Consider the following 25,107-nt stretch of genomic DNA (forward strand, 5'->3'; position numbering starts at 1 on the left):
GGTTTTGTGATGAATATACAATTTAAAAAAGGTGCATTAGAAATGATTGTCCTTTTGATTATTAAAGGAGAGGCACAATATGGTTACTCCCTTGTGCAAAACATTTCTAAGCGAATGATGATTGCAGAAGGTACCGTTTATCCCTTATTAAGGCGTTTAGTGAAAGAGGGTTATCTTTCGACATATTATCAACCTTCAACAGAAGGACCAGCAAGAAAATATTATGAATTAACAGAGTTAGGTTTGGTGCGCTTGAATCAATTAAAATCGGAATGGCGTGCGTTTGTAGATATCGTACAACTATTTATAGAAGAGAGTGAGCAAGCATGACAAAGAATGAATATTTAGCCTTACTTTATGAGCATTTGAAAAATATGTCTGAAACAGAGAAACAGGATATTGTCTCAGAATACGAAAATCATTTTATTGAAGGTTTGAATGATGGCAAAACTGAACAACAAATCGTCAAGATGCTAGGTCATCCTAAAGATATGGCGAAAGCAATTAATGCTGAAAGTGCAGTAGGTGAAGCAGAAAAGCACAAGGGTTTTTCTAATACGGGACAAGCAATTATAACTGTATTAGGGTTGAGCGTTATTAATTTTATTTTAATTACAGGTCCATTATTGATATACATTAGTTTGCTTATCAGCCTTGCATTCGTAGGACTCATTGGCTTGGCAGCCCCTTTTTTAGTGTTCTATCAACAAAAGTTTACAACAGCCCTTGTTTTAATTTCAGATTGGTTTGCAGCGATAGGGTGGCTTGGCTTAGGTATCATGCTCGTCGTTTTAATCATTATTATTGTGAAATGGAGTTACTTGATTGTCATTAAATATTTAAAATGGAATATTCAATTGATCAAGAGAGGTGATCAATCATGAAAAAGACACTCAAGATTTTATTTTTAGTCGGCTTGCTCCTCTTTATCGTTGGTATTGTAGGTACCATCTATTACACCTTTTTTAATCAACAGTCTAAAGTGCACTATGACAAAATAGAGAAGAAGTTTGATACGTCTCAAATAAAATCGCTACATATTGAAGCTAAAGGAAAAGATGTGGAATTTACTACTGGGAATCAACTCAAAATTGAAGGTGCGTTTACTGACAAGAAAAATGCGATTCAAGCTAAGCAACATCAACAACAATTAAATATTAACATTAAAGGAAATGATGCAGTAGAACCTCGTATTAATGTCAATCCTTTTAAAGATGTAGAACGTCATAAAGTGTTAATCACGATTCCAAAATCGAAATTAGATGAACTTTCATTAAAGTCAGCAAAAAGTGCCATGAATATCGAACAATTAAATATCAATAAGTTGAGTGTAGATACAGATTCTGGCTCAATCGTAATCAATCATAGTCAGATCGATACGCTGAATGCGCAAATAGGTTCTGGTTTTATAGAAAGCGAATCAACAGATTATAAAGAGATACTCATTCATAACCGTTTAGGTCATACAGATTTAAGTGATGTACCAATAGATATTCCGATAACAATTGAAAATGAAAAAGGAGGCGTCGAAGTCACTTATAAAACACAGCCCCGTAATACGAGATTCGATATACAAAATCGCTATGGGAATGTCGATTTAGAAGATATTGAAAACTTAAAGCATAAGCAAGTTGGTGAAGGACAGCATCGGGTCGTTATTAAAAATAAGACGGGTTATGTTACTTTTTCAACTGATGATTAAGAAAACGACTTTATACGAAAACCATCATTTGTTTGGATTGTATGATAGTGAGTAAATAATCTTAAAACGAATATGTAGAAGTAATGAAGCAAGTGACTTGTCAAAGTTAAATAATGGTGTATAATCCTTATCGTGAAACTAAGGTATAAGGAGAAAGAGATGTCACAAGAATTAAGAAGTCAAAAACAGTATGGTGCACTCGCATTATTACCCCTTATCATTTTTCTCGTCTTATATATTGGGGTAGGTTTATATTTTACTGCGATAGGTGCTAAAGACCCATTCAGTCGATTGCCACGGCATGTTGCGATATTTATAGCCATAGTTATTGCTTGGGTTTGTTATGATCGGAAAACACCAGTTGCGAAAAAGATTAAGATCTTTACTGAAAACGCGGGTTCTTCAGGTATTGCTGAACTTGGATTAATTTTATTGTTAGCAGGAGGATTCGCGAGCGCTGCTTCTGCGATGGGCGGACAAGAAGCAATGGTAAATATGGGGCTTTCAGTCATACCACCAAGTTTACTCATACCTGGTATCTTTGTGATGAGTGCTTTTGTAGCCACATCATTAGGGACATCAACGGGAACGCAAGCGGCGTTTATCCCGATTGGTGTTGCTGTAGCACAGTCTGCTGACTTAAATGTTGCAGCCGCTGCAGCTGCTGTCATTGCAGGGGCTTATTTCGGGGATAACTTGTCTATTATTTCAGATACAACAATCGCTGCAACAACAGGTGTCGGTGCTAAAATGAAAGACAAGTTTAAAGCGAATTTTTTAATCGCACTTCCAGCTGCGGTGATTACATTTATTATTTATGCCATTGTGGGTGGTACGGGACATATTGATAAAGATTTAAGTTATAACTTTATTGATTTACTTCCTTATTTATTTGTGTTGGTTGCTGCTATTGCAGGAATGAACGTCATGCTCGTCCTTATTTCGGGGATTTTACTCACAGGCGTGATTGGTGTAGCAAGAGGAAATATTGGCGTTTTTGAATGGACTACTAAAATAGGTGAAGGTATGGAAGGTACCTTTATGATTTTCCTTATCGCGTTTTTAATTTCCGGACTTGTTGCGTTGATTCGATATTACGGGGGTATCGATTGGATTATTGAAACGATGAAAAAACGTGCGAATGGACCGAAAAGCGCTGAATATGCGATGAGCTTTCTATCAGGCTTTTTATCCGCTGCATTAGTGCATAATGTGGTCGCAATTATTATATCAGCACCGATTGCTAAAGAAATTGGACAAATGTATAAAATTGCGCCCAAACGAATGGCAAGCTTATTAGATATCTTTGCAGCGAGTGCATTGATGGTACTACCGCACGATAGTGGTATGTTAATGGCCGAACAATTTGGTCATGTCACATATTTAGAAGTATTGAAATATTCGTTTTATCCAATTATTTTAGTTATTTGTACCATTATTTCGATTCATATCGGTATGTTTCGTAGGAAAGAAACAGCATAAAGAAAAAGCAATGGATTTCGAACAGCGTTTTCAGTTCGAGATTCATTGCTTTTTTATTACGAAGATTTCCACGTTTCATGTGCGGGTAACCGATCTTTCGCACGCATATGGGACACATAGGGGTTTCCTTTAACCGTAAAACGTAGCGGTTCATCCGTCCACTGTCCTTTATTTGGGATGCCAATTCGAGGGCCTGCTACAATTGCTCTTGGATATTTGCGATGTTTTGTATCAATTTTTAATCGGCCTATATTCAATTTGGAGCCATCTATTGCACGCGGAATTTGTAATGCTTGTGTTAATTTTCCCGGCCCGTTCGTTAATTCATAGCCTTTTTTGCCACGATTGTATTCCATAATATCGATGCCTTGCTCTGGTTGAATGGCACGGATAAGGACGCCTTCAGGAACACCAGCTGTTTGGGTCACAAAATTAATTAATAATTGTCGGTGCATCGTATGCGCATAAATCGTGCCACCTTCTTGATAGAGAGATTCGACTTTCGGTGTGCGCTTCCCTTGAAAACCATGTGCAGCTTGATCTTGATGGCCGAGATAAGCTTCAGTTTCAACAATATATCCTGTAAGCGTATGGTGTTCAGATTCATAAATCAATTGAACGCCTAATAAGTCTTGAGCAGTTTGAATCGTTGGACGATGAATAAAATCCATAATACGTGCCTCCATATATGATGATGATTCATATTGTAGCGAACTTGCGTGTCAAAACCAACTCATAGCCACATCGAAGGGAAATATATTAAAGAGATGCATCGTGAAAAAGGGACCTGTTACATTCATTAAAGAGTATGGTACACTGAAGAAAAGAGAAAATACAAGGAGGATCAATCATGTACGTCACGCCGAAAGTTGGCTTTGTAGAGGCCTACAAATATTTTTGGTTAAATTACTTTAACTTCAAAGGGCGAAGTCGTCGAAGTGAATACTGGTGGGTAGCGCTTTGGAATTTTTTGATTTATGTTGTCACATTTTTCATTGCATTCTTATGTTTCTTTATCCCAGGAGCAGGACCCATTTTAGGTGTAATTCTAGTCATTCTTATATTCCTCTATGCGTTAGCAACCATTATTCCTAATTTAGCGTTACAGGTCAGAAGATTTCATGATGTGGTCTTTTCAATGTGGATTCCAATGATTAGTTTTATCGTTAGTATCATTTATAATATTATCAGTGACCTAAGCCCTGATGAAGATATTTCTGAAGGAAACATCAATGGGGTCGATACAAAAGTGACTGGAAACTTGAATTTTGATTTTATTCCAGATTGGTTAGGTTATACTTTACTTAGCCTCACAATCATTTTAAATATTGTGTGTTTAATTATTGCCTTGCTTGATAGTAAGGAACAAGTCAATAAATATGGACCTTCGCCTAAATATATTGAGGCCGGTCATGATAAGGGCTTCCCTAACGATGAACTAAAAGATGATGCTTCAAACGAGGAATCATTCACATCATACGAAACATCACAACAAAAACAAATAGAACAAGATCCTTATAAATATTAAATCAAGTGTGCTCAAAGATGAGATGAAGTAAGCAAGCATTTCATTTTTGAGCATTTTTGTTTAATTCAGAGCGCATGATTAGAACAGATGGATTAAGTGTATATAAATAAAAGTCAGTTTATTTCGAAAATTTAAACAAGAGGGATGTTTTAATCATGAAAAACAAGCTGAAAAAACTTAAAATGCCACATACGTATGCTTTATTGATGATGGTGATTGTGGTGGCTGCACTATTGACTTATCTGATACCGGCGGGTACATTTGAACGAAAAAAGGTCAATAGTCAGACGGTTGTTGTGCCTGATTCTTATCATGTATTACCTTCACACCCTGCAAGTTTATTGGATATCTTTCGTGCTGTACCAGAAGGATTAATAAGTGGTGGAGAAATTGTTTTTTATATTTTTTTAGTAGGCGGCGCTTTTGGCGTTGTACATAAGAGCGGTGCAATAGAAGCAGGGATTCGGCGATTGATGACGCAATTAGGGCAGTTTAAAGTGTTAATGATCCCGCTCACTATGTTAATGTTTTCAATTTTAGGTTTTTCAATTGGACTCGCGGAAGAAACGATTATTTTTGTGCCTATCGGGATTATAATTGCACGAACTTTAGGTTACGATGCATTGACGGGGGCGGCAATCGTTATTTTAGGTGCAGCGAGTGGCTTTATTGGAGGGATGCTCAATCCATTTACAGTCGGCGTTGCACAAAGCGTCGCCGAACTCCCACTATTCTCAGGATGGGGATTGCGTTCTATCATTTATATTTTTATTCTGCTGGCCGCAATGGTGGTGGTCATGCGCTATGCGCGACGTGTGAAACGTTCGCCTGAACAGAGTATCGTATACAAATTAGAACAGGAAGAAGTGGATCGTCATCAACAAGAAGCGGTTCCATCATTTTCGCGTAGACAATTCGTCAGCCTATTATTCATTGTTGGCGCTATTGGATTGAATATTTTTGGGATTTTTAAATTCGGTTGGACATTTAATGAAATGAGTGCAAACTTTTTGTTAGCGGGACTCCTTGCTGGCTTTGTAGCTGGATTGGGCTTCAACGGTACATTCGACGCTTTATTAGAGGGCATGAAAAATGTCTTATTTGGTGCAATGATTGTTGGTTTTGCGAAAGGGATTATCGTTATTTTAGAAAACGGAAAGATTATCGATACGATTGTCTATTTCATGACATCAATGTTAGAAGGATTACCATCAGTTGTGACGATTATAGGGATGTTCATTTTTCAATTTTTCCTCAACTTTTTCATTCCATCTGGATCAGGTCAAGCTTTAACTACAATGCCGTTGTTAGTGCCAATTTCAGATTTACTCGAGGTGAATCGACAAATTACAGTTTTAGCTTTTCAATATGGTGATGCAATTAGTAATAGTCTCTTTCCAACATCTGCTGTTCTAATGGGTGCCTTAGCAGTCGCTAATATAAGCTATACACAGTGGATTAAATTTGTATGGAAACTGATACTTGCATGGGTAGTGATATGTGCAGTGGCAATGTCTGTAGCATATTTAGTAGGTTATTAAATAAATAGAAAAGAGGCTCCCGTGTAGTTGAGATTGAGGTGCTGTGCTGACATCTTTTAAGGCAGTACTTCATCTTGGCTACACTTTTTTCTACAAAGTGACATTAAGTGAGGTTAACTGCTTCAATTTACGTTATGCTTTAAGGGTACTACAATGCCGTTAATGAAACATAAATAAGTCATTTTGACAAATATACTTGTCATTTTAACTGAATTCTTGTATATTCAAAGTAATCGTATAGCGAAAGGAGCTACATCAATGACGTTAAAAGTAGAGCAGGTCACGAAAAAGTTCAAACAATTTGTGGCAGTAGATGATATTTCGTTTGAACTTCAAAAAGGTAAAATGTTGGGCTTTTTAGGCCGAAATGGTGCGGGTAAGACGACGACATTTCGTATGATTTTGGGATTATCTGAACCGACTGAAGGCAAAATTACATACGAAGGTAAAAAGATAGATAAGACGATGTATGACATAATTGGCTATTTACCAGAAGAAAGAGGATTACATCCTAAATTGACTGTAACAGAAGAACTCAAATATTTAGCGACTTTAAAAGGGATGAAAAATGCGGATATTAAAAAAGCTTTAGATTACTGGTTAGCGCGCTTTCAAATTACAGAAAACCGTCATAAAAAAATAGAAGCGCTATCTAAAGGAAACCAACAGAAAGTACAATTGCTTGCAAGTATGATTCATGAACCGTCACTATTGATTTTGGATGAGCCATTTAGTGGGTTAGACCCAGTTAATGTAGAGTTGTTAAAAGATGCTGTAAAAGGTCTTAACGCCAAAGGGACGACGATTATCTTTAGCTCACATCGTATGGAACATGTCGAAGAGCTCTGCGATGATATATGCATATTAAATCGTGGACAGATGGTTGTACAAGGGGACATTCAACAAGTGAAACATCAAGCAGGCTATCAACGTCTTGTCGTCGATGCGCCTTATGACTTATCAGAAGCGGCGCAACTTCCGGGTGTTTTACATTATGAAACCCATCGCTCAGAAAAACATTTTACAATTGAAAGTGAAACTGTGGCAGAAGCAATATTTCAAATCGTTCAACAAAAAGGTTATGCGAAACGTTTTCAACTAATGGAACCAACGATTAATGAAATCTTTATAGAGAAGGTAGGTGACAAAAATGCATAAATTTTTAGCGACTTTCCAAATCACATACCAAAAGAAGTTGAGATCTAGATCTTTTATCACGACGACGGTCATCATGATTTTACTCATCATCGGTTTAGCGAATGTGGATAAAATCATTAAACTGTTTGACGGTGGAGAAGACCGTATTGCAATCGTAACGCAGGATAAAAATTTGTATCAACAAGTCAAAAAGCAATATTCGATTGTTAATGAAGACACGAAGTTTGAACATGTATCAGAAAAACAAGCAAAGCAGAAATTAAAAAAGGAAGATATTGATCAAGCTTTCATTATTAATGAAACGAAGACACATGAACTCAATGGAACTATTTTAAGCCACGATACACCTTCAGATAAAGATAAATCGACATTACAATCTGTTTTGACTCAACTACAAGTGCAAAAGGTTGCACAAGATCTTGGACTTCAAGGACAAGATTTACAAAAGTTACAAGCACATAGTAATGTTAAAAGCCAAATTGTTCAAAAAGAAGGTCAAGCAGATCAAAATTTAAGTTCTGAAGAAGAAGGTTTTAGTAAAGCAATTGTAATGGCAGGAACATTTCTAATGTTTTTTATTACAATTAACTATGCACAACAAATAGCGATGGAAGTAGCGACAGAAAAAACATCGCGTGTTTCCGAAATGATTATTACGAGTGTCAGTCCTGTGCATCATATCTTAGCCAAGATTTTAGCTGTATTAGCTGTGGCATTCACTCAAGTTTTAGCACTCTTTATCACTGTCGTCGCTTGTTATTTTATATTTGATTTAAAACATACATTTGACTCGATATCTGTAGAATTTACACCTCATATCGTTCGCTTAATTATTTTCGGATTGATTTTCTTGATTCTTGGCATCTTTAGTTATGTTATCTTAGCTGCTATTTTAGGTAACTTAACGTCTAGAATAGAAGATATGGCACAATCATTAATGCCAATGACTTTATTAATAATGGGTGCATTTTACTCAGGTTATTTTGGTGCGCTTAATCCAGACAATTTATTTATCAAAATTACGAGTTATGTACCGTTCTTCTCACCGTTTGTGACATTCTCTCGCTTATCCTTATCCAATGTCTCAACGATAGAAGGTATTATTGCAGTAATCATTCACATTGTGCTGATTATTGTGTTATTTATTATTGCTGCAAAAACATATAAAAATTCGGTTTTATCGTTTGAAAAAGGATGGGTCAATGTTTTAAAACGCGCTTTTCAACGCCAAAACCAATCTTAAAAAGACGTCAAAATGATGAATAAAATTAAGGTAACGGGTTTCGTAAACAGACACTACTGTTTTAGGAATTCAGTTACCTTTTTATCGGTGATGGCCGCAAGTCATTTTTACTTTATGTAAGCGTGATTGTCTTATCATTTATATTTTGTAGTATACTGTTAGAATAGAGTAAAATATATGAGGTGAAGATGTGAGTTTTGTGTATTCCACAGTGATTTTTATCATAGCAGGATTATGTGAAATCGGTGGCGGTTATCTCATATGGCTATGGCTACGCGCAGAGCGACCATTCATGTTTGGATTCATCGGTGGTGTCGTACTCATTTTATATGGTGTGATTGCGACATTTCAAACCTTTCCAACTTTTGGACGTGTATATGCAGCGTATGGGGGTGTCTTTATCGTTATGAGCCTTTTATGGTCATATTGGATTGATAAAGAACCGCCGGACAAGTTTGATTTGATTGGTGGTGCCATTTGTATCATAGGGGTGCTCATAATGGTATTGCCAACTAGGGGATAAACTTTGGGAGCAGTGTAAAGGAGTACAGTGTAAAAATGTTTATTAATATTGAACAACAATCTAATGGTATTGAACTCATCAAAATAGAAAATAACAAAAGTAAAATTGTATTCATGAATTACGGTGCACGTATTGTTAGCTGGAGAATTGGTGACAATAATATTGTTTTAGGGAACGAAGTTGAAGCTGATGAATTTTATCCTCATCATCCTTTTTATTTTGGTGCAACAGTTGGAAGAGTCGGCGGTCGCATAGCAAACGGTCAATTTGAATTGGAAGGCAAAACCTATACTCTTGAACAAAATGATTCGCCACATCATTTACATGGTGGACATCATGGTCTGTCAGATCGGCTGTTTGATTATCAAATCATTAAAGAGGATCTTTCAGAAAAGGTGCAAGTTGTCTTTACCACACAAATGCGACAAGAAGAAGATCATTACCCGGGAAATATAGATGTAAAAGTGACTTTTACGTATGATACATCGGAAACATGGACAATTGAGTATGAAGCACAATCAGATGCAGATACACTATTTAATCCAATGAATCATGTGTATTTTAATTTAAATCGAGATAGCAATGTGGTGGATAACCATGTGATTGCAAGTGATCGATTAGCAATGTATCCTTTAGATGAAACAGGCATGCCTAGGCTAACTCCGATTGATCTCGTCGAAGAAATGGGTTCGAATCAGATTCAGTTAGCACAACTTTTTAATACTACAAAGGAGAGCATCCAGCAACAAGTGAATGCGAAGAGAGGTTTAGATCATCCTTTTGAAGTGGCGGAGGGTCAACTATCGATTTCAAATGATGACCTTGCTTTGCATGTCTCAACAGATGCGCCTCAAGTTGTGCTTTATACGCTAAATGACTCTGAAAATTGGAAAAGCCATATGAATATTTTTAAGCCTCATTCAGGTATTACAGTCGAAACGCAAAGCTTACCGAATGATATACAGTTATTAGGTCCTAAGGCCTATTCGATTTTGAAAGCCAATACACCTTTTTATTCTAAAACGGCATTTCAAATCCAAAGATTATCCAATTGTTAAATGCATTGTGAATTCAGGTAAGTGTGGGGTAGGTTTAAGGATGTTGGAAGAGAGGATATGAAGTTTTCCGCCTCCTATTTCTGTTTAAGAATCGTACAAAAGACCATTTGTATGTGGAAAATAAAAAGGCATTGGTAGCAGTTTGCTTTTATCTTTATTTCTGCCTTGTTAAAGGTGTAAAATGCATCTTATATCAAATTTATAGTTTCATCCCAACTTTTACTTTTATTTGAGGAGATGATGCGATGCGCAATCGTTTGAAAGAATTACGTGCAAGAGACGGCTATAATCAGACACAATTAGCCGAAAAGGCGGGTATCTCTCGTCAAACCGTGTCATTAATAGAGCGCAATGATTTTATGCCCTCTATTTTGACAGCGGTAAAGATTGCGCGTATTTTCAATGAGCCTGTTGAACAGGTCTTTATCTTTGAAGCCAAAGACTTCAATACCTAGTTTCCTGTTTCAATGCCAATTAAAGTCGATACATAGTAGGGTGACAAATGTCAGCCTGCTTTTTTTGCATCCATAAAGCTAGAGGCGTGCAAGCATTTTTTCAAGTTTTTGTCTGCGCTTTTGTGTAAGAAATGGATTTTGAATCGCATATGCGAGGCGGTCTTTATTTCTTCTATCGTTATAATAAATATCATTGAGTTCTTGAACAGAAAGTCTTGTTGCTTCAGGCGCACTTTTTATAAGTTGCAAGTCATCATTTGGAGAAACATAGCCTTCTTGTAAGACGCGGAAGTAACAGCCTGTTTTTCCAGAAGACGTCATATCTTTAACAAGGTGAGGATAACCATATTTACTTTGGATTTTCCAACAAGGTTCACGTATTTCAGAGACTTCGATACGTGCTTCTCCAAGTTGGTATTGATCACCAAAAAATAATGTCGTCTCATCTACATGATGTACAGTAAGATTTTCGCCAAATAAAGCATAATCAGGTAAGGGCTGAATAACCTCTTTCCACATATCATAATGAGAATAACTGTATAAACAGAGTGCTTTATCAGGTCCGCCATGGTCTTTATATTCTTGTTCGTCTGTGATTAAACCTGTTTGAGATAGCCATACCTTATCTTGAATAGGCTTTTTGTTAAGTGCACTTTTCATAGGTCGATCGTTTCGATATTGTAAAGATTCTATTTTTCCCGTTGAGATGGCATGGATTTGATATTTCATTTTGCTTCCTCCTCATATTTAAGGTTTATTTTAACGTAATTCGGTTGATTCGTCATGGCTTTTTCAGATGAATATTGTACAATAAAGACAGATACATAAGTCATAAAAAAGGAGTGCGACAATGGGCATTAAGCAACTAAAACAAATGACACTAGATGAAGCGACAAGTCGTATTGAAGATGGCATGACGGTGGGCATTGGAACAGGAAGTACAATCGAATTACTCGTTCCGAAAATTGCGCAACTCATCCATGAAAAGGGGTATCAAATTAAAGGCGTATGTACTTCAGAACGTACAGCACTACAAGCGAAGTCATTAGATATTCCAATTGTTGATGTGAATGATGTGACGCATATCGATATCGCGATAGATGGTGCAGATGAAATTGATCCGAACTTGAACTTAATTAAAGGCGGCGGTGGGGCGCTGTTTCGAGAAAAGGTCATCGATACTTTTGCGGAACGATTTATCGTTATTGCGGATCAAACAAAGTTAGTTGATTATTTAGGACAAACGTTTAAGCTCCCTGTTGAAGTGGATGCTTTCAACTGGCGTCAGTTGATTCGTACCATTGAACAAGCATTTGACGTTAAAGTGATACGACGAATGATTGGTGATATTCCCTTTATTACAGATAATGGGAACTATATTTTAGATTGTACGCTAAATCAAAGCATTGATCCGTATGTATTTCATGAATACTTAATTCACCTTGTTGGCATATTAGAAACAGGCTATTTCTTAGACACTGTTGAAGAAGCCATCGTTGGAACAGATGAAGGCTTAAAAGTGATTCATCACTCCGAACAAATAAAAAAGTAGCGCGGTCGTTGACCGGCTACTTTTTATTTATAATATCAATCTGTTTTGTCCTCATGTTTTGACGTTTTTGTCACGTCGTTTTCATCTGTCGTTGTTTCTGCAGATGATTGAACCTCATTATCCGTATTTTCAATATTTACTTTTTCTTCATCGGCTGTATCCGATGATGTCGCCTCACGCTCTTGAATAGATTGATTTGTTTCGTTCGTTTGTTTTTCTTCATCTTTGATTTGTTCTTTAGACGTTAATTCTTCGTCAACATTTGCGTCATTTTGTTGTTCTGGTTGCACGCTTGTATTTGGCGCATCAGAACTTTTTGTTGTTGGCTTTGGTTCCGCTGCTGTTTCTGTTTCATAATGTTCTTCAAGTGGATTATCTTCTTCCTCTTGAGATGTATCGAACATCAATGGTGTATCGTCATCTTCGCCTTTATGACGTGGTGTAAAGAGACGCATGATGAGACCTAATACGACAACGACAGCTGCAACACTTGCTGTAGAATAAGCAAGGACTTTCATAGAGAAAACATCTCCAATTTCTTCACTAAAGAAAAAGACTCTAGCAAAGGACATGGCTGCATGGAATAGCGTAGCGATATAAATTGAACGCCCGCCTGTCCCTCTAACAAGTTCGCCTGCTATCATTGAGAATGAGAAAACGTAGAGTGCACTGAATAAAGTATAGGTTGATCCAAATGCAGTGTTCACATCCCATACTAAATAAAGGACACTGACAACGATGTTCGCAAAGAAGTGTGGCAATTTTGCTTCGACAATATTTAATAGATAAGAACGAAAACCAAACTCGATAAAGAATGCCATAAGAAGATGGCCGATTAAAATAGTCCAGATCGTCTCAGACAAGTCTTTAGACTGTAATAAGATAAAACTATCCGCATATGTATTAAAACTATACATACCGATGATAAAAATAATTAAAGGTAAAGTCAGTGCTAATAAAATTCTTTCAATAACTTTTAAATTAATCCCTAACTTTAATCCACCAAGTTGTTCTTTTTTATTTTTAAATATAATGATACATAATACCGCGGCAATAAATGGACCTAAGCTATTTAATGCAAATACAAACGGCTTGAAACCAGATGCTTTCTGGAAGTCTTGTAAAATCAAGGGGCTTGCATATGCAAAAATAAAAAACACAAAGATGGTCATTGCCCATTGGAAGCCTGAAATACGCGTTCGATTCATAAAAAATCCTCCATATTAAACGTAGCTAATGAGGTTCGTATGCATGAGGGTGTCCCATCAACATATGCTGCAATGAATTACAACGCAAGAAAGGACGACGATCAAGTCATAGAATCTAACGTTCATTATAAACATATATTGTAAAGAAATAAATTATTAACAGTCAAATATCATTGAATTGTAATATAAGTTAAGAAAATTGTTACAGATTTTATCGTGTAATATAAACCTCACATGATACGTTCAATCGTGTCTTTACCGACTCAAATATCAAAAGGAATATCTTCATTGATTTATGACGCTTCCCATTTGTTAACGTTTTCTTTGTATTTTCAAGGGTAAAAATAGTAGCATAGAATTGTAGAAAATTATGACGTAGGGGTGTCTCATCTATTACAGCAGGTCAAACGATTCAAGCGTAGTCGCTACTTAACACGAATATGTGCTTGTCACCAAGCATGCTATTTCAATTTTTGCTGAGATGGGACAACCTTATTGAAGTCTCGTACGAAAGAGGGGGTTCTTATGTATCAAAAGCCAAATCAAGAATTGTGGACAGGTCGCTTAGATAGTGAAACGGATCAGCGCGCATTTCGTCAATTTCAAACCATCCAGTTAGCTCATATTGAAGAGGTTGCACAACAACAAGCAGATGTTGCTTTATTCGGTTATGCCATTGATGAAGGTGTCCGGCTGAACCAAGGTCGTGTCGGTGCTAAAGATGGACCTGATGCGATTAAACGTGCATTTGCAGGATTGCCTGCATCGACGTCATTAAACATAGTGGATTATGGCAATTGGACCCATTCCGCTGATACATTATTCGCTTCACAACAAAAGTTCGGGCGTTATGTACACCAATTACTCCAACAGCATCAAAGAACATTTTTATTGGGAGGCGGCCATGACATCGCATATGCACAGTATTTAGGTGTCCGTGCAGCCTATCCTGATCAATCTATAGGTGTCATTAACATTGATGCACATTTTGATAACCGCTATGAGGCGCACTCAACTTCTGGTACAAGCTTTAGACAAATGTTAACTGAGGACGAAAACTTAGATTATTTTGTTTTAGGTATCCAACGCCCTGCAAATACACAAGCGTTGTTTGATTACGCAGAAGAGACGGATACAGCGTACGTTTTAGCTGAGGAGCTTGTCGGTCAAATCGGGCCACCCGTGAAGGATAAAATTGATCACTTTATTAATGCACATGATGTGATTTTGTTTACGATTTGCATGGATGTCGTTGATAGTGCCTTTGCACCCGGTGTGAGTGCTGCTGCAGTGCTTGGATTGACACCTTATACGGTATTAGATTTAGCGAGACGTATTTTAGAATCGCCTAAAGTGACATCAGTGAGTATTGCGGAAACCAATCCAAAGTATGATGTTGATCAACGCACAGCTAAACTCGTTGCACATTTATTATCACATTTTATTCATTGTTCCGCTTCATAAAATGACAATGTAGGTTGCATGATGAGAAAATGATGTGAGCTAAACGATGCATGTGTAACCGATGATATTCGTGTTATCCCATATCCCAGTATTGACGACAAGATTGCACAAGATCTAATATATGTGGACTGTATTGGCGTTTTTTTAAGTAATTTAAATATATCGTTCGTTCAATACTTGGGCGAATTCGAATTGCGCGTAAATCATGTGTAGAGTAAGACTGGTAGTACATACGTGGTATTACCGCATAACCCATGCCTTGATGTACAAAATTGGTCGCTGCTTCAAAGCGGTCGACTTCCATAATAATATTAGCTCGCTCTTCAAGACGTGTAAAATAATCATCAATATGTTTACGAACTTGATATTTCTTATTGGGCACAATTAATGGTAATTTTTTAATTGAAATGGATTTTTGAGGTGTAAATGCGTCTTTAGGCGCGAGCACGACATAGTCTTCCTTGTAAAGTGGCAAAGAAATAATGTCATCATGTCGTATCTCATCATTGGATAATCCGATATGGATATCAAAGTTAATTAATTTTTGTGTCAGTACGTGTGGATCTAATATTTCTGTGATTTGGTAATGTTGCTCGGGATGTATCGTTTGATGCTGGCGTATCACATTGGCAACCCAACGTGCAGCTGATTCAATGATGGCCATTTTAATTTTAGGGGTTTGGCTCATTTTTAAATCATACATTTTCTCTATCGTTTGATGATAGTGTTTGACGAGTTCAATGGCCTCATTATAAAACTGAATCCCTTTTTCAGTAATGGAGATCGATTTCGTTGTCCTTTTTAACAATGGATAACCTAAGTCGTTCTCCATTTTTTTAATTGTCGCAGTCAGTGAAGGCTGGCTAATGTGTAAAATATGTGCGGCTTTAGTAAAACTATTTTGGTTTACAACTTCAATAAAATATTCCAATTGTACAATCTTCATATCGTTCCCTCTTATTTATAGTTTGTGGTTATAGATAATTAGTTTATTTATATTAGTTATTGATAGCTTACCATATTACAATGAGAATAGTAAGAATTGAAAAAACATTGGCACTCGCATATCACAATTGGAGATGATTTGAATGAAACAAAGAGAATAACATCACGATTTTAAAGGGGGAACTGTAATGGGAGAACAAAAACAAGTGCTAAAAGGCAAACAGATGTGGCGCTTTTGGGTCTATAGCTTGATTGGTGTCGTTTGCTTTTTTGTTCCAATTCAATGGCATGGTGAAAAAACGATAATTGTCGACCATGTTCACCTTGCGATTCGATCGGGACTGCATCAATGGATGCCGTATATCGCATTGTTAATGATTATAATCGGGGCATTGCTTCCTATTATGAGGAAAGAATACAAAAAATCAGTGACTGACTTTGTCATTGTATTGTTTAAAGTTTTAGGTGCAGTCATCGGTGTGATGTATGTCTTTAAAATAGGTCCAGCCTTATTGTTTCAAAAAGACTATGGACCATTTTTATTTGAAAAACTCATGTTGCCGCTCAGTGTCTTAATACCTGTCGGTGCAATTGCATTATCGCTATTAGTTGGCTATGGCTTGTTAGAATTTATTGGCATTTTAATGCAACCGATTATGAGGCCACTATTTAAGACGCCCGGTCAATCAGCTATAGATGCAGTCGCGTCCTTTGTAGGCAGTTATTCACTTGGGCTATTAATTACAAATCGTGTGTATAAAAAAGGGGTATACAACTATAAAGAAGCTTTAATTATAGCGACAGGATTCTCTACCGTTTCTGCTACTTTTATGATAATTGTGGCCCGTACGCTCGATCTGATTCCGCATTGGAATCTTTATTTTTGGAGTTGCTTAGTAATTACTTTTGTCGTTACAGCAATTTCGGCACATTTACCACCGATTTCGAAAGCTTCTACAGCGTATTACAACAATCAAGAAGGCTATCAAGAAGTCGTTGTTGAAGGGAGCCGTTGGAAAAGTGCATGGATGGAAGTTAAAAAGCAATCACACGAAGCACTTCCTCTTGTAAAAAATGTATGGCTGAATTTTAAAGATGGATTAGAAATGACGATCGCGATTTTGCCTTCAATTTTATCGATTGGTTTTGTTGGTTTATTGCTCGCTAATTTCACACCTGTCATTGATATTTTAAGTTACATTTTTTATCCATTTGTATATCTATTTCCTATTGCAGATCAAGCTTTACTGGCAAAAGCATCTGCAATCTCAATTATCGAAATGTTTTTACCTTCATTACTTGTCGTTAATGCCACTTTACAAGTGAAATTTGTTGTAGGGATTACGAGTGTATCCGCTATTATTTTCTTTTCAGCGTTAGTGCCGTGTATTTTAGCGACAGAAATTAAAGTGCCAATTTGGCAACTTGTGTGTATATGGTTTATCCGTGTCACACTCACATTGTTAATCACGATTCCATTAAGTTTAGTTCTATTTTAATCAAAGGAGAGATGCATTATGGCTAGAGAAGTTAAAGCGAAAAAAGGATTGGAAATCGAATGTAAAGGTTGGGAACAAGAGGCTGTCTTACGCATGCTCTATAATAATTTAGATCCAGAAGTTGCAGAACACCCTGACAAACTCGTTGTATACGGGGGCATCGGAAAAGCAGCAAGAAACTGGGAAAGTTTTGATGCAATAGTTAAAACGTTAAGACGATTAGAAAAAGATGAGACGATGCTCGTTCAATCAGGTAAACCCGTTGCAGTTTTTAAAACACATGAAGAAGCACCGCGCGTTTTAATTTCAAATTCTGTACTCGTACCGAAATGGGCCAATTGGGATCACTTCCATGAATTGGATCGCAAAGGCTTAATGATGTATGGCCAAATGACTGCGGGAAGTTGGATATATATCGGCTCACAAGGGATTGTTCAAGGGACATACGAAACATTTGCAGAATTAGCCAAGCAGCATTTTAATGGCTCATTAAAAGGAACAATTACATTAACAGCTGGATTAGGGGGCATGGGTGGTGCACAACCACTTGCTGTTACGATGAACGAAGGGGTTGTGATTGGCGTAGACGTTGACCCTTCACGTATTCATAAACGGATTGATACAAAATATTGTGATATCATTACTGATTCTTTAGATGAAGCGCTCGAAAAAGCTGAAAAAGCCAAACAAAATGGTGAAGCTTTAGCTATAGGGCTTGTTGGAAATGCAGCTGAAGTTCATCATGAAATATTAAAACGAAACTTTAAAATTGATATTATTACGGATCAAACGTCAGCCCATGACCCGTTGAATGGCTATATTCCAGAAGGCTATTCTTTAGAAGAAGCGGAACAGTTGAGAGAAAGTGATCCTGAAACTTATGTACAAAAATCACAACAGTCAATGAAAAAACATGTGGAAGCCATGTTGGCATTTCAAGAAAAAGGTGCGGTCGCTTTTGATTATGGCAATAATATTCGTCAAGTTGCCTATGACCAAGGGCTTGAAAATGCATTCGACTTTCCTGGCTTTGTCCCAGCTTATATTCGACCGCTCTTCTGTGAAGGAAAAGGGCCTTTCCGTTTTGCAGCCTTGTCTGGTGACCCTAAAGATATTGAGCGTGCAGACCAATTGATGCGCGAGCTTTTCCCTGAAGATGAAAAACTCATGCGCTGGTTAGATATGGCAACTGAGAAAATTGCTTTTCAAGGTTTACCATCAAGAATTGCATGGTTAGGTTACGGCGAACGTGCGAAAATGGGACTGGCATTAAATGATCTTGTGCGTAAAGGTGAAATTTCAGCACCAATTGTTATTGGACGTGACCATTTAGATTCGGGCTCAGTTGCCTCGCCAAATAGAGAAACAGAGTCAATGAAAGACGGTTCGGATGCTGTCGGTGACTGGGCAATTTTAAATGCACTTGTCAATACTGCAGCAGGTGGTTCATGGATTTCTGTGCATCATGGTGGCGGCGTTGGCATGGGTTATTCATTACATGCAGGTATGGTCGTTGTTGCAGATGGAAGTGAACGTGCAGAAAGAAGATTAAAACGTGTATTGACTACAGATCCGGGTATGGGTGTAGTAAGACATGTAGATGCAGGCTATGATATTGCAATTGAAACAGCACAAAGAAAAGGAATCGATATTCCAATGATGAAAAAGGAGGATGAAGCTTAATGGCATATGATTTAATCATTCAAAATATAAAAGAATTGATTTTGCCTAAATCTGTCGATCAACCTTTAAAAGGAAAAGAATTGGATGAATTAACGGTCATTCAAAATGGAACTGTTGTCGTTGATGATGGGAAAATTGTTTATTCAGGGCCGTACACAGAAGATTATGAAGCTAAAGATGTGATTGATGCCTCAAATCGTGTCGTTTCACCTGCCTTAGTGGATGCACATACCCATCTTATTCATGGTGGGTCACGTGAACATGAAATGGCACTCAAAAGACAAGGTAAGTCATATTTAGAAATTTTAGAATCAGGAGGCGGTATTTTATCTACCGTTGAAGCGACACGTCAAGCAACGGAAGATGAGCTTTTTGCCAAAGCAGAACACGCATTATTAACGATGGTGCATCATGGTGTGTTAGCGGTTGAAAGTAAAAGTGGTTACGGTCTTGATAAAGAAAATGAATTAAAACAGTTAAGAATATCTAATCGATTGGCAGAAAAATATGGTTTAGCGATGCGACATACTTTTTTAGGACCACATGCTGTACCTAAAGAAGCGACGTCTAACGCAGCCTTTTTACAAGTAATGATTGATTTATTACCCGAAGTGAAAGGATTGGCAGATTTTGCAGATATATTCTGTGAAACAGGCGTTTTCACGATTGAAGAATCTCAACGTTATATGGAAGCGGCTAAGGCACAAGGTTTTAAAGTTAAAATTCACGCAGATGAAATCGACCCATTAGGGGGGTTAGGCCTTGCCATAGATGAAGGCGCAATTTCTGCAGATCATCTTGTTGCTTCAAGTGAAGAAGATAAAGCGAAGTTAAGTCAATCGAATACAGTCGCGGTACTCTTACCAGGAACAACATTTTATTTAGGTAAAGAAAGCTACGCTGATGCAAGAGGCATGTTAGACTATAATGGCGCGATTGCCATTGCTACGGATTACAACCCAGGAAGTTGTGTAACAAATAACTTGCAAATGGTTATGGCGATTGCAGCTTTAAAACTAAAATTATCACCAAATGAAATATGGAATGCAGTTACTGTGAATGCAGCTAAGGCAATCGATGTCGATGCAGGTACCATTAATCCTGGTGATCAAGCGAATATTGTGATTTGGCATGCACCTAATCATGAATATATTCCTTATCACTATGGAGTAAATCATGTAGAAAAAGTCATTCAAAAAGGACGTGTCATTGTAGACCGTCATTTGGGATTATTATAAGCTTCAGTTTCATCATTTATCGTAAGCGTTCGGGACATAAAATCTCTGATAGTCTTGACTTCATGAACGCGATTGCTTAAGAGCTGAAGTCTTAACTTATAAATATCATACGAAGTTTCATCATAAAAAAAGCGCTAAGACAAATTTTCTATTAAAAAATCATCTTAGCGCTATTTATTTTTGGCATGTATGTCACAGCCTCTTAATAATTAACGCAATTAGACTTATGCGTAAAATGTATCGATTTGTCAACTTAGCTTTTTAAATTTGATACAATAAATACAACTGAATACGAGACATGGGGGAATAGGTATGAGGGGAGATGTAGTGGCCTATTTAAATAGCTGGCGAGGTAACGTCGTCCAAAATATCAGCGCAGGGATGCTTGTTGCACTTGCGATGGTACCAGGGGCCATTGCTTTTTCTTTTATCGCCGGTGTCAGTCCAACTATCGGGTTGTTGAGTTCTGCGTTGATGATGATGCTCATCAGTTTTCTTGGCGCGCGCCGCTTAATGGTATCAGCCCCGAGTAGTGGTGTGTCAATTGTTGCTGTATTGATTAATGATCGTTACGGTGTAGCAATGCTTATTGCAGCGATGATTGTCATGGGGCTCTTTCAAATACTGTTTGCATTTTGTCATGTAGAAAAAATGATTCATAAAATTCCAGTGCTAGTGGTCATTGGCTTTATGAATGCACTTGGCTATCTTTTGCTCACTTCTCAGCTTAAGTATGTTGTAGGTCAGTCGGCTTTGACATATATTATCGCTTTAGGAAGTTTATGCATGCTATTTTGGCTACCACACGTTACTGAACGTGTTCCTGCTGCTTTAGTTACAATTCTATTTTTCTCACTTATTGCGGGATGTTTCAACTTAGATTTGAAGTATGTGAAAGATTTGGCTCAGCTCCATTTTGAAATGCCTACAATTGGGTTTCCAGATGTGCCGTTACAGTGGATGACCTTGGATGACCTTATTTGAAGTTGCACTATTTGGATTAATGCTTGCTGTCGTTGCGACGATTCAAACCAGTTTGACTGTACAAATGATGGATAACTTGACCGATAGTCAAAGTAGTATCAACAAAGAATCATTTGGCCAAGGGCTAACGAATGCGATTGTCGGTTTACTCGGTGGTATCGGAGGCAGCGCGCTCGTCGGACAGTCCAAATATAACTATCAACTTGGCGCAACGTCCCGATTATCGACTTTTATGACAGGCGTGATGCTATTGCTATTTCTCATGTTTTTAGGACCGATTGTTGGTCGAATTCCACTTGTTGTTTTAGCAATCGTACTGATGCGTATTGCGATGGGGACGTTTGAAAAACAAACATTGGATTATATAAGAGAAAGACGCTGGATCGAATTCGGCATCATTTGTATTACCTTCTTATTGATTATCGGGACACATCAATTAGCTTTAGGGGTACTGATAGGAACGCTTATATTTTATCTTGTAAAACGATTTAAAAATGATAGGAAAGGACGTGGCAACGATGCCAGTTGAACTGAATCAACTCATTGAATGGCGAAGAGCCTTTCACCAAAATCCAGAATTATCTAATCAAGAATATGAGACAACACAGCGGATTCGTGAAATTTTAACACATTATGATATAAAAATATTAAATACGCCGCTTTCAACAGGATTAGTTGCTGAAATCGGTCATGGGGAAGACTTTATCGTCATCCGTTCTGATATTGATGCCTTACCTATTGAAGAACAAACCGCATTAAAATTTCGTTCTGAAAATAAAGATGTAATGCATGCTTGTGGTCACGATATTCATATGGCTGCCATATTAGGCACAGCTATTCAATTGAAAGAACAGGAAGCGCAGTTGAAAAGCCGTGTTCGCGTTATTTTTCAAGCCGCAGAAGAAATTAGTGAAGGGGCTTTTGAAGTGGTCAAAACGGGTGTGCTAGATGGTGCGAAGACAATTTTAGGATTTCACAATGATCCAACATTAAAAGTAGGTGAATGGCGTGCTAAATCTGGATTTATGACTTCGAATGTGGATCGTTTTATCATTCGAATCCATGGTATAGGTGCACATGCTGCGATGCCACACAATGCGAAAGATCCTCACGTGATATTGAGTCAGCTCATTTCGAGTTTGCAAACGATTGTCAGTCGAAACATTGCCCCACATGATGAAGCGGTTGTGACAATCGGGCAAGTGCATAGTGGCCATACTTGGAATGTCATTCCACAAGATGCTATGATAGAGGGCACAGTTCGAAGTTTTAAAAAGGATATTAGGGATCAGGTTGAAGCGCGTATGACTCAAATTTGTGAAGGACTCGCACTCCAATTTGATGCTCAAGTTGAGTTAGACTACCAACGTTTAGCAGGTGCGGTGTTTAATGATGATACTTTACAACAAATAGCATTAAAAAGCGCGCAACATGTAGGGTATCAAGCTGATGTTTTACCTCGTGCCTTAACGATAGGAGAAGATTTTTCAGGTTATCAAGATATCGCGCCAGTTCACTTTGCGATGATAGGTTCTGAAAGTCAGTTTCCGCTTCACCATGCACAATACAATCCTAATGAAGTCATTTTAGAAAAAGTACCAGCTTATTTTGTGGCTTTAATTCAAGAGATTTGGGAGGCTTCAAGTTGACATTGATGTTAAATTAGATTTCATGTATTGTTTAACAGTAAAATTCAATTTTAAATCAATACGTATATCATATGTTGACTTTTAAAGTCATTTTTAAAGGGATGTTTAAAAGGACAGATGCACAATGAATGATTTTGATATAAGGAAAGTTTAATTCTGTTGATGAAATTGAAAAAAAGGGGACTATACTTTTTATAAATAAGGAGTTTCAAAATGTCTAAACCATATCGAGATCAAAATAATCCATGGGCATTAACACCGCTCGTTGTATTTATAAGTATTTTTTTAGGCGCCGGTATCATTACGAAAGATTTCACCTTTATGCCGTTAAATGTTGCCGCAATTATTGGTGTCGTTGTTGCACTTATGATGAATCGTCAAGAGAAATTGACGACTAAAGTTGAAGTGTTTGCTCAAAAAGCAGGTCATCCCAATATTATTTTAATGATGTTTATCTTTATCCTTGCAGGTGCGTTTTCAAAGACAGCCCAAGCTATGGGGGGTGTAACCTCAATAGTGAATCTAGGTCTATCATTAATCCCGCAAAATTACTTGATAGTCGGTCTATTTATCATTTGTATGTTTATCTCTATTTCAATGGGGACATCCGTTGGAACAGTGGCTGCGATTGCGCCCGTCGGTTTTGGGATTAGCCAAGCTACCGAAATCCCAGCAGCGTTAGCAATGGCAACAGTTGTTGGTGGCGCAATGTTCGGAGACAACTTGTCTATGATTTCTGATACGACAATAGCTGCGGTTCGCACGCAAAAAACGCAAATGAGTGATAAGTTTAAAGTGAACTTTAGAATTGTAGTGCCAGGTGCACTGATCACCATTGTATTACTCTGGTGGCTCACAATGGGCTATCAAATTGATCATACAAAAACTTATGATTACGAATGGTTTAAAGTCATCCCTTATTTACTTGTATTGATTCTTGCGATTATCGGTGTGAACGTCATATTAGTATTATTAGGTGGCGTTGCGCTTGCAGGTGTCATAGGACTTATTGATCATGCATTTAGTTTTGCAGGTTTATTAAAAGTGATATCGGAAGGCATTATAGGTATGCAAGATATCGCCATGATTGCTTTATTGATTGGTGGTATGATTGGCCTTGTTGAGCACCACGGAGGTATTACTTGGCTGTTAAACTTTGTTAAAAGTCGTGTTAAATCTAGACGTGGCGCTGAATTTGGTATTGCGGGATTAGTGAGTATTGCAGATATCTCAACTGCAAACAATACGATTTCCATTATTATGGCAGGTCCCTTAGCAAAAGAGATAGCAGATGAGTATCAAATCGATGCGCGTAAATCGGCAAGTATTTTGGATATTTTTGGCAGTGCGTTTCAAGGATTTGTACCGTACAGTCCTCAGTTGATTGCGGCAGCGGGTGTCGCGAGTATATCGCCTGTTATGCTGTTACCTTATTCTATTTATCCGATTATGCTTGCTTTATGTGGTGTGGTGGCTATCATTTTTAACCTTCCAAGACTAGAACGCAAAAAATAGCGACATCTCTCTTTATAAAAGTTTAGGAATAGGTTGTGAGATGTTCAATTTGTTCGGTATGCGTATGGATTTAAGTTACAATAAAGATGATGGGGTGCATCGGGAAAAGTATGGAGAATGGAAGTGAAGCATATGCAAAATGAATGGGTTGAAATAAAACTTGTACGTCTCATGAAGACGACACCAACAAGCGCGTATCGTGCTTGGTTAGAGCCAGAGCAATTGAAAGAATGGTTTATGACTTCACGTCGTACGAATCAAGAAATAGAAAACCATCCAGTCGAGGGTGGCACTTATAGAATCGTTGATCAACGTCAAGGCAAGCGCTTAGAAATTGAAGGCGTTTATCAAACATTAGTTGAAGATACCCATATCATTCAAACGATTCAAATGCCTGAGTTTAGCGATGAAGCGGATGAAATTGAAGTTTACTTTGAAGAAAGAAGTCCAGGCATTACACAGATGACGTTTTATTATAAAGGCTTAGTACCTAAAGAAAGACGATTGACAAACTTAGAATACAAGCAAAAGAAAAAAGCTTATCACGATCATACGGCACATGGCTTTGAATTGATGTTTGATACGTTACAACAAGAACTAGAAGCGCAGCAAGATGTAAATTAAAACGTGTCTATTTTAAGTTTCGGGAGTAATGACCCGTCATTGACAAAAGCATGTAC

Annotated in this window: 25 protein-coding genes; 21 read left to right on the forward strand and 4 right to left on the reverse strand. The window is 37.5% G+C overall.

Features of this window, described 5'->3' with window-relative positions; translation table 11 throughout:
* Positions 1-9 precede the first annotated feature (9 nt).
* The 4 genes from MUA40_RS02515 to MUA40_RS02530 all read left to right on the forward strand — a co-directional run bounded on the left by MUA40_RS02515 (position 10) and on the right by MUA40_RS02530 (position 3,184).
* Positions 10-330, forward strand: coding sequence for a PadR family transcriptional regulator (locus MUA40_RS02515; RefSeq protein ID WP_016426248.1), 321 nt, complete (start codon positions 10-12; stop codon positions 328-330).
* Entirely contained in the window at positions 327-884 is a 558-nt protein-coding gene (locus MUA40_RS02520; RefSeq protein WP_016426249.1) for an HAAS signaling domain-containing protein, read from the forward strand. Before MUA40_RS02515 ends, MUA40_RS02520 begins: the two co-directional genes overlap by 4 nt.
* Entirely contained in the window at positions 881-1,702 is an 822-nt protein-coding gene (locus tag MUA40_RS02525; RefSeq protein WP_016426250.1) for a DUF4097 family beta strand repeat-containing protein, read from the forward strand. The genes MUA40_RS02520 and MUA40_RS02525 overlap by 4 nt, the downstream gene beginning before the upstream one ends.
* A gap of 159 nt (positions 1,703-1,861) precedes the next feature.
* Complete coding sequence (locus tag MUA40_RS02530; RefSeq protein ID WP_155976516.1) at positions 1,862-3,184, forward strand: Na+/H+ antiporter NhaC family protein; 1,323 nt, start codon at positions 1,862-1,864, stop codon at positions 3,182-3,184.
* A 56-nt stretch (positions 3,185-3,240) separates the two neighbouring features.
* Here MUA40_RS02530 and MUA40_RS02535 read toward each other — a convergent pair whose 3' ends face one another.
* The gene (locus tag MUA40_RS02535) at positions 3,241-3,855 is read right to left on the reverse strand and encodes a DNA-3-methyladenine glycosylase (protein ID WP_016426252.1); all 615 of its coding nucleotides are present in this window, start codon (positions 3,853-3,855) and stop codon (positions 3,241-3,243) included.
* Between the two features lie 179 nt (positions 3,856-4,034).
* On the opposite strand from MUA40_RS02535, the gene MUA40_RS02540 reads away from it, so the two are divergent.
* The 7 genes from MUA40_RS02540 (at position 4,035) to MUA40_RS02570 (ending at position 10,690) form a co-directional block, all read left to right on the forward strand.
* Positions 4,035-4,712: a DUF805 domain-containing protein gene (locus MUA40_RS02540; RefSeq protein WP_262569837.1), complete on the forward strand. Its 678-nt coding sequence runs from the start codon at positions 4,035-4,037 to the stop codon at positions 4,710-4,712.
* A 155-nt stretch (positions 4,713-4,867) separates the two neighbouring features.
* A complete protein-coding gene (locus MUA40_RS02545) occupies positions 4,868-6,253 on the forward strand; it encodes a YfcC family protein (RefSeq protein ID WP_016426254.1) in 1,386 nt (461 codons plus the stop codon).
* 258 nt (positions 6,254-6,511) lie between these two features.
* Complete coding sequence (locus tag MUA40_RS02550; RefSeq protein ID WP_126496106.1) at positions 6,512-7,411, forward strand: ABC transporter ATP-binding protein; 900 nt, start codon at positions 6,512-6,514, stop codon at positions 7,409-7,411.
* Complete coding sequence (locus tag MUA40_RS02555; RefSeq protein ID WP_016426256.1) at positions 7,404-8,654, forward strand: ABC transporter permease; 1,251 nt, start codon at positions 7,404-7,406, stop codon at positions 8,652-8,654. The genes MUA40_RS02550 and MUA40_RS02555 overlap by 8 nt, the downstream gene beginning before the upstream one ends.
* Before the next feature lie 190 nt (positions 8,655-8,844).
* The gene (locus MUA40_RS02560) at positions 8,845-9,177 is read left to right on the forward strand and encodes a YnfA family protein (protein ID WP_016426257.1); all 333 of its coding nucleotides are present in this window, start codon (positions 8,845-8,847) and stop codon (positions 9,175-9,177) included.
* Positions 9,178-9,212: 35 nt separating this feature from the next.
* Entirely contained in the window at positions 9,213-10,235 is a 1,023-nt protein-coding gene (locus MUA40_RS02565; protein WP_016426258.1) for an aldose epimerase family protein, read from the forward strand.
* A gap of 245 nt (positions 10,236-10,480) precedes the next feature.
* Positions 10,481-10,690, forward strand: coding sequence for a helix-turn-helix transcriptional regulator (locus MUA40_RS02570; protein WP_016426259.1), 210 nt, complete (start codon positions 10,481-10,483; stop codon positions 10,688-10,690).
* 78 nt (positions 10,691-10,768) lie between these two features.
* Here MUA40_RS02570 and MUA40_RS02575 read toward each other — a convergent pair whose 3' ends face one another.
* Positions 10,769-11,419: an MOSC domain-containing protein gene (locus tag MUA40_RS02575; RefSeq protein WP_126496108.1), complete on the reverse strand. Its 651-nt coding sequence runs from the start codon at positions 11,417-11,419 to the stop codon at positions 10,769-10,771.
* Positions 11,420-11,540: 121 nt separating this feature from the next.
* On the opposite strand from MUA40_RS02575, the gene MUA40_RS02580 reads away from it, so the two are divergent.
* On the forward strand, positions 11,541-12,242 hold the full coding sequence (locus MUA40_RS02580; RefSeq protein ID WP_016426261.1) for a ribose 5-phosphate isomerase A: 702 nt from the start codon (positions 11,541-11,543) through the stop codon (positions 12,240-12,242).
* A gap of 35 nt (positions 12,243-12,277) precedes the next feature.
* Here the strand turns inward: MUA40_RS02580 and sdpC are convergent, their stop codons facing one another.
* Entirely contained in the window at positions 12,278-13,450 is a 1,173-nt protein-coding gene (sdpC, locus tag MUA40_RS12060) for a peptidoglycan release complex CPBP-like subunit SdpC (protein WP_016426262.1), read from the reverse strand.
* 525 nt (positions 13,451-13,975) lie between these two features.
* Between sdpC and hutG the strand changes: the two genes are divergently transcribed.
* Entirely contained in the window at positions 13,976-14,914 is a 939-nt protein-coding gene (gene hutG / locus MUA40_RS02590; RefSeq protein WP_167732761.1) for a formimidoylglutamase, read from the forward strand.
* Between the two features lie 73 nt (positions 14,915-14,987).
* Here hutG and MUA40_RS02595 read toward each other — a convergent pair whose 3' ends face one another.
* Positions 14,988-15,860 (reverse strand): LysR family transcriptional regulator, encoded by an 873-nt coding sequence (locus tag MUA40_RS02595; RefSeq protein ID WP_016426265.1) that lies wholly within the window; start codon positions 15,858-15,860, stop codon positions 14,988-14,990.
* 187 nt (positions 15,861-16,047) lie between these two features.
* Here MUA40_RS02595 and MUA40_RS02600 point away from each other — a divergent pair, with 187 nt between their 5' ends.
* The 8 genes from MUA40_RS02600 to MUA40_RS02635 all read left to right on the forward strand — a co-directional run bounded on the left by MUA40_RS02600 (position 16,048) and on the right by MUA40_RS02635 (position 25,051).
* The gene (locus tag MUA40_RS02600; protein ID WP_167732763.1) at positions 16,048-17,358 is read left to right on the forward strand and encodes a YjiH family protein; all 1,311 of its coding nucleotides are present in this window, start codon (positions 16,048-16,050) and stop codon (positions 17,356-17,358) included.
* A gap of 18 nt (positions 17,359-17,376) precedes the next feature.
* The gene (hutU, locus tag MUA40_RS02605; protein WP_126496111.1) at positions 17,377-19,041 is read left to right on the forward strand and encodes a urocanate hydratase; all 1,665 of its coding nucleotides are present in this window, start codon (positions 17,377-17,379) and stop codon (positions 19,039-19,041) included.
* Positions 19,041-20,279 (forward strand): imidazolonepropionase, encoded by a 1,239-nt coding sequence (gene hutI, locus MUA40_RS02610; RefSeq protein ID WP_262569840.1) that lies wholly within the window; start codon positions 19,041-19,043, stop codon positions 20,277-20,279. The genes hutU and hutI overlap by 1 nt, the downstream gene beginning before the upstream one ends.
* 312 nt (positions 20,280-20,591) lie before the next feature.
* Entirely contained in the window at positions 20,592-21,263 is a 672-nt protein-coding gene (locus tag MUA40_RS02615; protein ID WP_262569842.1) for a SulP family inorganic anion transporter, read from the forward strand.
* The gene (locus MUA40_RS02620) at positions 21,250-21,792 is read left to right on the forward strand and encodes a SulP family inorganic anion transporter (RefSeq protein ID WP_262569843.1); all 543 of its coding nucleotides are present in this window, start codon (positions 21,250-21,252) and stop codon (positions 21,790-21,792) included. The genes MUA40_RS02615 and MUA40_RS02620 overlap by 14 nt, the downstream gene beginning before the upstream one ends.
* Positions 21,782-22,912 (forward strand): amidohydrolase, encoded by a 1,131-nt coding sequence (locus tag MUA40_RS02625; RefSeq protein WP_262569844.1) that lies wholly within the window; start codon positions 21,782-21,784, stop codon positions 22,910-22,912. Before MUA40_RS02620 ends, MUA40_RS02625 begins: the two co-directional genes overlap by 11 nt.
* 213 nt (positions 22,913-23,125) lie before the next feature.
* Positions 23,126-24,427: a Na+/H+ antiporter NhaC family protein gene (locus tag MUA40_RS02630; RefSeq protein ID WP_016426271.1), complete on the forward strand. Its 1,302-nt coding sequence runs from the start codon at positions 23,126-23,128 to the stop codon at positions 24,425-24,427.
* Positions 24,428-24,544: 117 nt separating this feature from the next.
* Positions 24,545-25,051 (forward strand): SRPBCC family protein, encoded by a 507-nt coding sequence (locus MUA40_RS02635; protein WP_126496114.1) that lies wholly within the window; start codon positions 24,545-24,547, stop codon positions 25,049-25,051.
* Positions 25,052-25,107 lie beyond the last annotated feature (56 nt).

Origin of the sequence: Staphylococcus schleiferi, assembly GCF_025558325.1 — a bacterium.
Taxonomy (GTDB): Bacteria; Bacillota; Bacilli; order Staphylococcales; family Staphylococcaceae; genus Staphylococcus; species Staphylococcus schleiferi.